The organism is Pseudomonas batumici, assembly GCF_000820515.1.
Taxonomy (GTDB): domain Bacteria; phylum Pseudomonadota; class Gammaproteobacteria; order Pseudomonadales; family Pseudomonadaceae; genus Aquipseudomonas; species Aquipseudomonas batumici.
Genome location: NZ_JXDG01000008.1, coordinates 22,085 through 33,959 on the forward strand (window position 1 = coordinate 22,085; position 11,875 = coordinate 33,959).

9 protein-coding genes, 1 other RNA gene and 1 pseudogene are annotated in these 11,875 nt (G+C 60.4%); 6 read left to right on the plus strand and 5 right to left on the minus strand.

What is annotated here, in order from left to right:
* Window positions 1–166 precede the first annotated feature (166 nt).
* Window positions 167–1,807 (minus strand): NRAMP family divalent metal transporter, encoded by a 1,641-nt coding sequence (locus UCMB321_RS04095; RefSeq protein WP_040064073.1) that lies wholly within the window; start codon window positions 1,805–1,807, stop codon window positions 167–169.
* A 497-nt stretch (window positions 1,808–2,304) separates the two neighbouring features.
* On the opposite strand from UCMB321_RS04095, the gene UCMB321_RS04100 reads away from it, so the two are divergent.
* The 6 genes and pseudogenes from UCMB321_RS04100 (at window position 2,305) to UCMB321_RS04115 (ending at window position 6,496) form a co-directional block, all read left to right on the plus strand.
* The gene (locus tag UCMB321_RS04100; RefSeq protein WP_040064074.1) at window positions 2,305–2,556 is read left to right on the plus strand and encodes a helix-turn-helix transcriptional regulator; all 252 of its coding nucleotides are present in this window, start codon (window positions 2,305–2,307) and stop codon (window positions 2,554–2,556) included.
* A gap of 40 nt (window positions 2,557–2,596) precedes the next feature.
* Entirely contained in the window at window positions 2,597–3,007 is a 411-nt protein-coding gene (fos, locus tag UCMB321_RS04105; protein ID WP_040064076.1) for a fosfomycin resistance glutathione transferase, read from the plus strand.
* Window positions 3,008–3,189: 182 nt separating this feature from the next.
* The gene (locus tag UCMB321_RS29835) at window positions 3,190–3,678 is read left to right on the plus strand and encodes a type II toxin-antitoxin system PemK/MazF family toxin (RefSeq protein WP_084614800.1); all 489 of its coding nucleotides are present in this window, start codon (window positions 3,190–3,192) and stop codon (window positions 3,676–3,678) included.
* Window positions 3,679–4,330: 652 nt separating this feature from the next.
* The gene (locus UCMB321_RS04110; protein WP_040064078.1) at window positions 4,331–4,990 is read left to right on the plus strand and encodes a glutathione S-transferase family protein; all 660 of its coding nucleotides are present in this window, start codon (window positions 4,331–4,333) and stop codon (window positions 4,988–4,990) included.
* 357 nt (window positions 4,991–5,347) lie between these two features.
* Window positions 5,348–5,644: pseudogene (locus UCMB321_RS29840) on the plus strand (IS4 family transposase); the annotation flags it as partial.
* Between the two features lie 105 nt (window positions 5,645–5,749).
* Entirely contained in the window at window positions 5,750–6,496 is a 747-nt protein-coding gene (locus UCMB321_RS04115; RefSeq protein ID WP_040064079.1) for a hypothetical protein, read from the plus strand.
* A gap of 394 nt (window positions 6,497–6,890) precedes the next feature.
* On the opposite strand, the gene ssrA is transcribed toward UCMB321_RS04115, so the two are convergent.
* The 4 genes from ssrA to lldD all read right to left on the minus strand — a co-directional run bounded on the left by ssrA (window position 6,891) and on the right by lldD (window position 11,809).
* Window positions 6,891–7,282: a transfer-messenger RNA gene (gene ssrA, locus UCMB321_RS29845) on the minus strand.
* 79 nt (window positions 7,283–7,361) lie between these two features.
* Window positions 7,362–7,640, minus strand: coding sequence for a hypothetical protein (locus UCMB321_RS04120; protein WP_040064082.1), 279 nt, complete (start codon window positions 7,638–7,640; stop codon window positions 7,362–7,364).
* Between the two features lie 126 nt (window positions 7,641–7,766).
* A complete protein-coding gene (locus UCMB321_RS04125; RefSeq protein ID WP_040064084.1) occupies window positions 7,767–10,583 on the minus strand; it encodes an FAD-binding and (Fe-S)-binding domain-containing protein in 2,817 nt (938 codons plus the stop codon).
* Between the two features lie 80 nt (window positions 10,584–10,663).
* Window positions 10,664–11,809, minus strand: a complete 1,146-nt coding sequence (gene lldD / locus UCMB321_RS04130) for an FMN-dependent L-lactate dehydrogenase LldD (RefSeq protein WP_040064086.1) — start codon at window positions 11,807–11,809, stop codon at window positions 10,664–10,666.
* Window positions 11,810–11,875: the final 66 nt, after the last annotated feature.

Here is an 11,875-nt window from a genome sequence, read left to right on the forward strand (position 1 = left end):
GCAAGGCAGAGCGCCCCGTCCTGAATAATCTTTCAGCATGCCGCTTATTTCAGATCCTTCTGTTGATCCCCATCAGTTCGCCGGCCAGCCTGACCGAACGCCGCTCCGCCCATGGCAGGGCTGCGTTCGGTCAGGTTGGCCGGCCTGTGTGTTCAGCTCGAGGCGGTTACGCCATCGCCAGCTGGACCACCTTGAAAATCACCATCCCCATGGCGACGACCAGGTAGCCGCGCAGCACCCCCATCCAGATCCGATTACGCCGCGACAGGACCATGGGCTTGAGCTTGCCCAGTGGCGGCATACGCCAGGCGTGCATCATCTGCTGAGTGAAGGTGGCGTCGTTGGCGGCCTGGCCGACCTTGTCCACGGCTTCACGGGCATGCACCACGTTCACCGCAATGGCGACGATCAGGCCCACGATACTACCGCCGATCAGGATGTCGGTGATGGTTTCGCCGGACATGTCCGGGAAGGCCACGGACGAGGTCAGGATCACGGACAACAGCACCAGGATGGCGACGATGACCGCCGTCACCACATTGGTGAAGCGCTTGTTTACCCAAGGGCCCAGTACTTCCTTGTCATTGCACAGCAGCAACAGGAACACCGTGGCGCTGGGCAGCAGTACGCCGGCGAGGGTCTGCACCGCGTTGGTCAGCAGGCCCAGCGGTACGCCGGGGATCAGCACCAGGGCTGCCGCGAGGGCGATCAGGCCGCAGTACATCAGGTAGAAACCCTTGGCATCGCCGGGTTTGCGGTGCAACGAGTGCTTCAGACTCAGAACGTCGCCCAAGGCGTAGGCGGTCGACAGCGACACTGCCATGGCGCCGATGATACTGGCGTCGATCAGCGCGACGGCGAACAGCACGCCCGGCAGGCGGCCGTGGTACTTGGCGATGCCCGCGGCGATGGCGCCGGCGTCGGTGAAGTTGCCGAACTCCGGGTGGCCGGCGAAGACCTGCGCGGTGAAGGCAATCATCGCCACCGCACCGATCACCACCAGGGCGATGCCCAGCCACAGGTCGGCGCGTTCGTACTTGATGAAGCGCGGGGTGATGCGCTTGTCGATCACGTAGCTTTGCTGGAAGAACAGCTGCCAGGGCGCCACAGTGGTGCCGACGATTCCGATGATCAGCAGCAACACTTCCGACAGCTTGCCGTCAGCCGGCAGTTGCGGGATGAAGAAGTCGTGGGCGACCTGCGTCATGGGTGGGTGAATCATCAGGAAGATCGGCACCAGCAGCAGGCTGCCGAAGACCAGGATCAGCGAGAAACGCTCGAAGCGCCGGAAGTCGCCCGTGCTCGCCGCGAACATGATGAACACCGCGGCCAGGCATACGCCGACCACCTTGGGCACCCCGAGGAAATCCATCCCCAGGCTGATGCCGATGAACTCGGTGACGATGGTCAGGGCGTTGAGGATAAACAGGTCGATGGCGCTGAATGCACCCCAGAACTTGCCGAAGCGGTCGAGAATCAGGCGGGCATGGCCGACGCCGGTCACCACGCCCAGGCGCAGGACCATTTCCTGGTTGACGTAGAGCACCGGGACCAGCAGGGCCAGGGTCCACAGCAGCAGCGTGCCATAGTTCTGGCCGGCCTGGCCGTAGGTGCTGAAGGCGCCGGCGTCGTTGTCGCCGACCATCACGATCAGGCCCGGGCCGAGAATCGCCATCAGGGTCTTGAGACGTTGCAGCCAGCCGGTGCGTGGGGCGATATCGTCATGGCGGATGGTGCCGAAGGCGCCGCGGATATCGCCGACGTGGGCGCTGTCGAGGACAGCGGATTCTGTATTCAGGTTGGACATAGTGAGTTCCTCCAAAGCGTGGCATTGGCAGCCGCTTTCGGTTCCCATCGGACAGACGTGCAAAGGTCTTCCTTCTCCTGGCCACGATCCGTGGGCGTTATATGGAGACGAAATGACAGGCATTCCTGGCGTTACGGGAAGCGCAAAAATTTGGGTATTCAACCGCTGACCGAGATCGGTCGGGGTCGCTTGGAGGTCACACGGAAGGGAATTGCGTAAAGCGAGGGGCGTTCGAGCGGGGGGAGATCAACCAGGGTCAGTCCTACCTGCCAGGCGGCACCATTCCAGTCAGTGTGACCGGCCTACTAGAGCTGGGGTCCATAGGAGTTCTCCGTGGGTATTTCTGTAAATGTAACAGAATGTGAGAAAAATGCTGAGTGAAACTTTATGAAACTTTTATGTGGGGCTGCCAAGGGGGAGGTGGGGGTAAGGTTTTGACCTAAGAGGGCATGTCCTGTATACGATACATTGTGAAGGTAATGTCGTGAATTCGAGACATGGACTATCAAACGATTACTCAACGGCTGGGGCTACAGATACGCGACAAGCGTGTGAACCGTGGTCTGACCCAGGCGCAACTGGCGCACCTGGCGGGGCTCACCCGGCAGAAGGTGGTGGCTGTGGAGAAAGGTAGCGGCACTGTCAGCGTGACGGCTTATGCGCGGGCGCTCGGGGCACTGGATTGCGAGTTGCGGGTTATTCCGGCGGTGATGCCGACGCTGGATGATGTGAAAGATCTTTTTGAATGAAGATGCGTTCGACGCGTGATGGCGGGAGGCCCCTGCGCTGATGCTGACCGGCCTGAATCATCTCACCTTGGCTGTTACGAATCTGGATCGTAGCGTCGACTTCTATGAGTCTTTGCTTGGCTTTCGCTTGAAGGCCCGTTGGGGGGCGGGAGCCTACCTTTCTCTGCAGGATCTTTGGCTCTGTTTATCTCTTGATGAGTCACGGGCTGCACAGCCACATGCTGATTACACGCACTATGCGTTTTCGGTCGGACAGGAGGACTTCGAAGCCTTCACGGCGTGCTTACGAGGACATGAGGTTACTCAATGGAAGCGCAATTCGAGTGAAGGGGACTCATTCTACTTTTCAGATCCAGATGGCCATAGGCTTGAGGTACATGTAGGTACTCTCGCCAGCCGGCTTGAGCAGTGCCGACGTCAGCCCTATGAGGGGATGGAGTTTTTTGACTGATAGCATCTGAGTGATGGCCGCGATTGACAGGCTGATAGCCAGTAGGCTGATCTATGGGGGGCAAGGATTGAGCTGTCTCAATCGATAGATACTTCTCGAAACGATACTTGTAAAGATTGCTGGCCCAAGGCTCATTGGTGTTCTGACAAGCTGGTTTCTTTCGATAGAAACAGTGAATCTTTATGGCACTGACGTACAGTCCGAAGGTTGGCGAAATTCTCGAATGTGATTTTGGTGATTACCGTAACCCACCTCTAGACCCCTCCTATGACGGGCTGATTCCCAACGAAATGCGCAAAAGGCGAATGGTCGTGGTGATCAATGGGAAATTGCCCAACGGTTGTTGCCTGATTGTTCCTGTTTCGTCGAGCGGGAACCGTAACTGCATAGACCGTGGTTTTCACGTTCCAATTCCGGCAGCACTGATCACTTCAACACGCTTCTATGATCGGCGTGATCGTTGGGCTGTGATAGAGTGTGTTACCCATGTGAGCAAAGATCGCCTGTTCAAAATCAAGAACCAGGGGGCTCCGGTCAGCGATGTTATGCCACGTGATGTGGTGGCTAAAATACAGCGGGCTATGATCAAGACGCTGAACGCAGCTGTGCTGCTGATTCCTGAAACAACTCCTGAAACATCCGCCGTTGACCTCGTTTCGGAGGGTTGCTAGCATTTAATCATTGCCCTAGAGGCCTTAGCTTCACCCTAGAGCCCTTCGAGGCCTAGAAAAAGCCCAGCTTATGCTGGGCTTTTTCGTCTCTGGCCATTCCATCGTCAGGCTTTGATCACTCACGGAGAAGAGATATGGCCATCCACTTCAGAACGCTTCGCTTGGTTTGCTCCGGCGCTCTAGTTGGGTTGGCGGTCGCCGGAGTCCTGGGTGTCGACACTTCCTCTCTCTCGGCGTCCTTCGGTTTTGCCGCAATCGGCGCTGGATCAACGTTCGTTGCAATTAAATCGCTCGCGATCATCTGACGCTGAGCAGATCCCGCCGGGGCATCCGAGGATGCCGTTCAGTCAGGGCTTCAAGGCGTCACATTGGCTGCGCAGGTCGCTGTTGGAGATCGAAAGGCAGCTACCCTGACCTGTCTTGGCATAACAATAGCTACGCTGGTCACTATCTCCGATGCTGCTACAGTCGGCATAGGCGTAACCACTCAGCATTAACAACACTGCAATGATGACTCTCATCACACCCTTCTATGATTTGCCAGGGAACAGCCTGGCACTGCTGGGGCCAATATGCATCAGCGCTACAAGGCGCTATCAAATTGACGTTATCGTGGGGAAAGTTCCCTTGAGTATTCCTGGAGGCTTTTGACATGTCGCTTGCGCTCTACGGTCATCCCTTCTCGTCGTACACACAAAAAGTGCTCATCGCGCTCTACGAAAACGGGACCCTCTTCGAGTTCCGCTGCCTCGGGCCGGACACGCCGCAGCACGCGGCCGAATGGCTGCGGCGCTGGCCGCTGGGCAAGTTTCCGTTGCTGGTGGACGGTGAGCGCAACGTAGTCGAAACCAGCATCATCATCGAGTACCTGCAACTCGTGCATCCCGGGCCGGTGCGCTTGCTGCCCGGGGACCCGCTGGTCGCGCTGGACGTGCGCTTCCTCGACCGCTTTTTCGATTTGCACGTAATGAGCCCGGTGCAGCACGCGGTAGGCGGTGCTCTGACAGGGGACCCGGTGAAGCGCCAGGAGGGACTGGCGTTTGCTGAGCAAAAGCTGGACCTCGCCTATGCGTGGCTCGAAGGGCAGCTCGCCGACAGGACCTGGGCCGCAGGTGCGGATTTCACACTGGCAGACTGCGCGGCCGCGCCGGCGCTATTCTACGCGGACTGGACGCATCGGATTTCCGAGGCGTTTCCCGTGCTCCGCGCGTACCGTGCACGGTTGCTTGCCCACCCGTCCTTCGCCCGGGCGGTGGAGGAGGCACGGTCGTTCCGTCCGCTGTTCCCGCTCGGGGCGCCCAATCGAGACTGAAAGACATAGATGTTCTGGCAGCAGGAAGATTGAAGTTGTTGCGGCTGGCCTCATCGCCAGCAAGCTGGCTCCTACAAATGGACCGCGTGGTGGCAGACCTGCCCCGAAAAGAGAAAGCCCAGATGCAACAAAGCCCGCACAAGGCGGGCTTCGTTTTGCTTCGTTTGGGCCGGGGACGTTTGAACTGGAGGTTGTGAGGCCCGATTTATATGGTGCGTGCAGGGTATGCTTCGGCTAGGCATACATGAGGGCATACATGGTGCTGGCTGCTACCCCCTTGTCGCAGGAAAAAAGCCTCACAGCCCCCGATGCGAAATTGCACTCCACCTGACCAGTGATTCCATCGGTTTAACCATCCTTGGCGTTGGCGTGACTCGCCATCGGAGTCATTGTCCTAGGCGAGTTGAGGTGCTTTTGCTGATCTCGGCATTGGCCAACTACATCATTTGCTTAACGGGTTTGCAGGCCCGCGAAGCGGGTCATGAACATCGCTTTCAAAGCAACAGCCTTAAACATCGAAGGGTGCTGTCGCTGTGGCGGCTGGGCTTGGAATACTGGCGCAGCGGACGCGGCTCAAACTCTCGAAAAACCTTGGAGAGGCTTGAGCACGCGTTACGAGACGAGGTACGTCAACAGGCGCAGGCTTTGGAGTAGATTTGTGGGGATCCCTCAGGGGCTGTCCCCTTTGCTGATAGTGGACAGCGTAATGGCAAAATAGTAGCGTCGCGCCACTTTCTTCATCTTTGTAATGGACTACACATGCTCACTGTCGCTCCAGCCTCGCGTCTGTTCTGCGCGATCACTTTCGCCGTCGTGATGACACCGGCGCTCGCCGATTGGGAAGAAACCCCGGAATACGCCTGGAAGACCTACCTCTCCGATTGCCAGCAATTACAGCGGGCAGTGACCAATGTTCAGAACGGGCGCCAGACGGCCAAGGATGTCTTGCCCACTATCGAGAGTTATCTGCGAACCTTTACTGTACATCGCAAGAACCTCGCCCAGCCAAGCCTCGGCTCCCCCGATTACGCCCGCTGTGAAAGCGTCATCCCCCGAGCGCAAGACATAGCGGCCAAGGGCCGTGCTGAATACGACGAGGAAATAGCTCAGCATTTGCAGCAAGCCCAGAATGATCACCTGAACTCCTCGGAGTACAAGCGCGCTCGCTCTCTGGGCTTCAGCGACGTCGGCGAAATCGGGGCCCTCGACCAGCACGCCGACCTGGATGGCGAAGCGAATCTGAAGACCTTGATGATCAAAGTCGATTTTGGTTGCGGCCGCCATTTCCGCGCCGCGCACTATGTCAAACCCTATGTGGTCTACACCGTCCATCGTTCGGATGGCAGCTGCGGCGTCTATAAGCACGTCGCCGTGCTGGACGGTCAAACCGTGGAGCGAGGCGACTATATTGATGAGAAAGGGATTTTTCAGTACGTGGGGTGGAAGAAATTGGCCGGACCGGAAGGATTTCCCATCGACGTTCGAGTCGTAAAGGCGCTGAAGTAACCTGCAGAGAAAAAAGGGGACAGATTCTGAGAAATCCCCGCTTTTGCGCTGTGCGCCTAACGGTTTCCGGGCTGCTAAGCCCGATCACTGATATGCAGTGATGGATCGAAGACGAGTCAGCGGAATTGGCAGGCGCAAGCGAACGGGAGTTTCTAGGAAATTTCAGGCAAGGGAAAGCGAGTCGTCTTGCAGGTTGTGAAAAGTTGCCCAGGCGTGGAGCGGGGTTTTGGGTGATTGGGTGGCTGGCGGGATCATGCAAGAGAGAGATTGAGGGCGTGGCGGCTGGCCTCATCGCCAGCAAGCTGGCTCCTACAAGGGGATCGAGTCGGGTCCGAAAAAGCCAAAACCCAGATGCAACAAAGCCCGCACAAGGCGGGCTTCGTTTTGCTTCGTTTGGTGGAGCCGGGGGGATTTGAACCCCCGTCCGCCAGTACTCCGCTGTCGGTACTACATGCGTAGCCGTGTCTATTGAGTTAACCCGCAGCGACCCGACGGGCAGGGTGCTTTGGGCGAGTTGTGTAAGTTTTAGCCGCTTCGTCCACAACGTACTGCACGGCGATTCTGTTCTATATGACAATCATTTTGGGTTTACAGACATCCCCTGATGATTGCTGGCACCGAAGTAGCCAGGAGGAAGGCTAGCGCCGCTTACGCAGCGAGAGCTTGTTCCCCGTAGTGGTCGTCATTGGCAACTATAAGTAGTTGCAACAGTGGATTTACGAGTTCTGTTACCAACTCGGCATGCACCTAGAGTTTCGCAACCGGCGTCGAATCCTAAACGGCCCCGAACCTGCTGTGCATAAATAGCAGGTATGCATAGTGTACGCCAATCCGCCTCGCAAGGCCATCCCGGCGCGCTCCAGCTTTACTGGGTGCTTTTGGGGTGGTTCTGGATTTCCTGGAGCGCCCGGCTGGTGATGGCGACGCATTCCCTGGCGCTGTCGTTGGTGTTCCTATCCGCGGCGGCCTTGGCTTGCTGGATGCTGGTCTCGAGGTTGGCCTGCTGGTTGGCATCCAACTGGGTCTTGGCACTGTTGAGGCTCTGCAGGTTGACCGCGCAAAGGTCCTTCTCGGCCGAGGCGAACGCAGGGGCGGCGAGGACGCAAGCGCTGACGAACAGACCCAGCAGCACAGAACGGTTCATGCATTTCTCCTTGAACGGAATGGCTCGAAGTCATCAGCCATCAGGGCGACTCTCGAGTAGAGGAAGAAGTCCCGCGCTCGCGGGACTTGATCTATGGACTGCCGCCGGTTGCCAAGGTTCTATTTTTTATCCGCGCGCCGACTTGGCCCGGGTGACCCGATCCACCAGGTACACCAGTCCGTGGTAGTCGATCCCACCATGCTGGCTCAAGCCGATCTCGCAGGTGCGGCTGGTGGAGATACCCTCTTCGCAATACTGCACGGCGTCCTTCAAGGTCCGCAGCGAGTGGGCATTGAGTTCCGGGGTGGTGAAGCCCTTGTCGCCGGCAAAACCGCAGCAGTGAATGCCTTCCGGAATCACCACGTTGCGGCTGCAAAGCCGCGCCAGGTCGATCAGGGCCTGGCTCTCGCCCAGGTGCTGGGTGCTGCAGGTCACGTGCACTGCGATCGGTGCTTCCTGCGGCGTGAACTCCAGCCGTTCCAGCAGGTGCGTGCGAATGAAACGCACCGGGTCGTAGAGATCGAGTCGGGTATCGCCCAGGTCCTGCACCAGGCGCAAGGTGCACGGGCTGGTGTCGCAATAGATCGGGTCGAGACCGCCGCGGCTGGCAAGCAGCAATGCGCCGATCAACTCCTGGCGCTTGTGCTCGGCCTGTTCGGCATAGCCCTTGGAGGCAAACGGCTGGCCGCAGCAGAGTTGGTCGGTGTTGTCCGGGAACACCACCTGGTAACCGGCCTTCTCCAGCAGGCCACGGGTCTTGTCCAGCAGCGACATCTGCTCCTTGTCGCCCGCCGCCGGGCCCATCACCCGTGACACGCAGGCGGCCAGATAAACCACGCGAGGTCGTTCGTCGCTGACCGCTGGACTGAAGCGCACCGCGTGCTCCGGCTGCGGCATCGCGCTGGTCCATTGCGGTACGCGGCCGTTGGACAAGCGCGTCAGGGTCGACGACAGCTTCTCCAGGCGTGGCGCCCCGAGCAGCCTGCGCGCACCATTGGCGACATGCAGGGTAAAGCGTGCGCCCTGCAATACTGTATCGAAATGCGTCCCGACCCAGTCGGCGGCTTTCCCGTGGCTGGCGTGCTCGCCCCGCAGCTTTTTCACCAGCTCGCCGGTGTTGATCCCCACCGGGCAGCGTTGTGCGCACAACCCGGTCGCGGCGCAGGTATCGATGCCCTGGTACTGATAGGCCGCCTCCAGTTCCGTGGTGTCCAGGCCTGCGCGTTTTTTCGCCTGGATATCACGCCAGATCACGATCCGCTGGCGCGGGCTCAAGGTCAGTCCCTTCGACGGACAGACCGGTTCGCAGAAACCGCACTCGATGCATTTGTCGACGATCTCGTCGGCGGCGGGCAACGGCTTGAGGTGCTTGAGGTGGATCTGCGGATCGTCGCTGAGCACCACGTCCGGATTGAGAATGCCCTGGGGATCGAGCAGGCGCTTGATGGCCCACATCAACTGATAGGCATCCCGACCCCATTCCAGCTCGACAAAAGGCGCCATGTTGCGACCGGTGCCGTGCTCGGCCTTGAGCGAACCGCCGAACTCGACGGCCACCAGCTGCGCGACGTCATCCATGAACGCTTGGTAGCGGGCCACTTCGGCGGGGCTGTTGAAGCCCTGTGTGAAGACGAAGTGCAGGTTGCCTTCCAGGGCATGGCCGAACAGGATCGCTTCGTCGTAGTGGTGTTTGTCGAACAGGGCGATCAGGCGATTGACGCCGGTGGCCAGTTGTTCGACCGGGAAGGTCACGTCCTCGATGATCACCGTGGTGCCGGTCTTGCGCACGGCGCCGACGGCGGGAAAGGTGTCCTTGCGGATGGCCCAGAGTCGGGCGTTCTCGGTTGGGTCTTCGGTGAAGTCGACCTGCTTTTCCACCGGGAACGCTGCCAGCGACGCCATGATCTGCAGCAATTGCTCCTGCAACAAGGACGAGGAAGCGGCGCGGGATTCGATCAGCAGCGCGCAGGCATTGGCCGACAGTTCACGAACGAAGGCCGGCATGCCCGGTTTGTCCTGTACCGAACGCAGGCTGCGGCGGTCCAGCAGCTCCACGGCGGACACCGGTTGGCTTTTCAGCACGGTGACGGCGGTGCAGCAGGTCTCCACATCGGGGAAGACGATCAGCGCCGACGCCTTGTTCGGGTGGTCGATCACGGTGTCGTAGGTCACCGCGCTGATAAACCCGAGGGTCCCTTCGGACCCCACCAGAAGATGGCTGAGGATCTCCAGCGGTTCATCGAAATCCACCAGGGCATTGAGGGACAGGCCGGTGGTGTTTTTCAGCCGGTACTTGTGCCGGATCTTCGCCGCCAACTCGGTGTTGGCGCGGGTTTCCCGGGCCAGTACGGCAAGCTGATGAAGCAGTGGGCCATGGCTCTGGCGAAAGGCTGCGACGCTGGCGGCATCCTCGGTGTCCAGGCGGCTGCCGTCGGCCAGTACCAGGCGGATTCCGGCCAGGGTGTGATAGGTGTTCTGCGCGGTTCCGCAGCACATGCCGCTGGCGTTGTTGGCGACGATGCCGCCGATCTTGCAGGCGTTGATCGAAGCCGGGTCCGGACCGATCTTGCGACCGAACGGCGCCAGCCAGGCGTTGGCCTGGGCGCCGATCACGCCGGGTTGCAGGCGGATTTGCGCGCCTTGATCGCGAATCTCCCGACCGTTCCAGTGGTCGCCGAGTACGATCAGCACCGAGTCGCTGATGGCCTGGCCCGACAGGCTGGTGCCGGCGGCGCGGAAGGTCACCGGGACCTGGTCGCGGCTCGCCAGCTTGAGCAGGGCCACCACTTCGTCTTCGGATTCGACGCGGATCACCAGCTTGGGGATCAGCCGGTAGAAGCTGGCGTCGGTGCCGAAGGCCAGGGTCGAGAGCGGGTCGTCAAAGCGGCGCTCGCGGGGGATCAGGCGTTCGACCGCGTGGAGGAACGGGTGGGGTAGGCTCATGCAAACTCCTCACGGGGTCGCGGCGTCTGGTGCGCTACGTGCCCCGTTCAATCAAGCGGTGATTCGTGCGGGTGCGATGTTCAGGCGCCCAGTTCACGAACCAGCGAATCACGGTTGATCTCGCTGATGGACTTGGCGCCGGTGAGCACCATGGCAACGCGCATTTCCTTCTCGAACAGGTCCAGCAGGTTCTTCACGCCGGCTTCGCCCGCGACGGCGAGTGCGTAGAGGAACGCGCGGCCGATCAGCACGGTGTCCGCGCCCAGGGCGATCATGCGCACCACATCCAGGCCGCTGCGGATGCCGGAGTCGGCGAGGATCTTCAGGTCGCCTTTCACGGCATCGGCGATGGCCGGCAGGGCGCGGGCGCTGGACAGCACGCCGTCGAGCTGGCGACCGCCATGATTGGAGACCACGATGCCGTCGGCACCGAACTTCACCGCGTCCCTGGCATCCTGCGGATCGAGAATGCCCTTGATGACCATCGGACCTTCCCAGAACTCGCGGATCCACTCCAGGTCCTTCCAGGAAATCGACGGGTCGAAGTTGGCGCCCAGCCAGCCGATGTAGTCGCCCAGGCCGGTCGGGTTGCCGCGATATTTCGAGATATTGCCCAGGTCGTGGGGCTTGCCCAACAGGCCCACATCCCAGGCCCACTGTGGGTGGGTCATGGCTTGCCAGACACGGCGCAACGGCGCATTCGGGCCGCTCATCCCGGAGTGCGCATCACGGTAGCGGGCGCCGGGCACCGGCATGTCCACGGTAAAGACCAGGGTGGTGACGCCCGCTGCCTTGGCGCGCTCCAGGGCATTGCGCATGAAGCCGCGGTCCTTGAGGACATAAAGCTGGAACCACATGGGGCGGTCGATGGCCGGGGTCACTTCCTCGATCGGACAGACCGACACGGTCGACAGGGTAAAGGGAATGCCCTTGGCCGCCGCCGCGCGGGCCGCCTGAACCTCGCCGCGACGGGCGTACATGCCGGTCAGGCCGACAGGGGCCAGTGCCACCGGCATGCTCAAGGTCTCGTTGAACAGCCGGGTTTCCAGGCTCAGCTCGGACATGTTCTTCAGTACGCGCTGACGCAGGGCAATGTTGGCCAGGTCCTCGACGTTATGGCGCAGGGTGTGCTCGGCGTAGGCACCGCCGTCGGCATAGTGGAACAGGAACGGCGGCAGCTTGCGTTGGGCGGCTGCGCGGTAGTCGGTAGAGGCGGAAATGATCATGGGGGCTCGCAGCGTTGGTTGAAGGGAGCGGTTGCCGGGGGCTTGGACAGGCCCCCGGCCCTTGTC

Coding starts and splice junctions, on each gene's coding strand:
- UCMB321_RS04095 (WP_040064073.1), bottom strand. CDS start 1,807: ATGTCCAACCTGAATACAGAATCCGCTGTCCTCGACAGCGCCCACGTC.
- UCMB321_RS04100 (WP_040064074.1), top strand. CDS start 2,305: ATGGACTATCAAACGATTACTCAACGGCTGGGGCTACAGATACGCGAC.
- fos (WP_040064076.1), top strand. CDS start 2,597: ATGCTGACCGGCCTGAATCATCTCACCTTGGCTGTTACGAATCTGGAT.
- UCMB321_RS29835 (WP_084614800.1), top strand. CDS start 3,190: ATGGCACTGACGTACAGTCCGAAGGTTGGCGAAATTCTCGAATGTGAT.
- UCMB321_RS04110 (WP_040064078.1), top strand. CDS start 4,331: ATGTCGCTTGCGCTCTACGGTCATCCCTTCTCGTCGTACACACAAAAA.
- UCMB321_RS04115 (WP_040064079.1), top strand. CDS start 5,750: ATGCTCACTGTCGCTCCAGCCTCGCGTCTGTTCTGCGCGATCACTTTC.
- UCMB321_RS04120 (WP_040064082.1), bottom strand. CDS start 7,640: ATGAACCGTTCTGTGCTGCTGGGTCTGTTCGTCAGCGCTTGCGTCCTC.
- UCMB321_RS04125 (WP_040064084.1), bottom strand. CDS start 10,583: ATGAGCCTACCCCACCCGTTCCTCCACGCGGTCGAACGCCTGATCCCC.
- lldD (WP_040064086.1), bottom strand. CDS start 11,809: ATGATCATTTCCGCCTCTACCGACTACCGCGCAGCCGCCCAACGCAAG.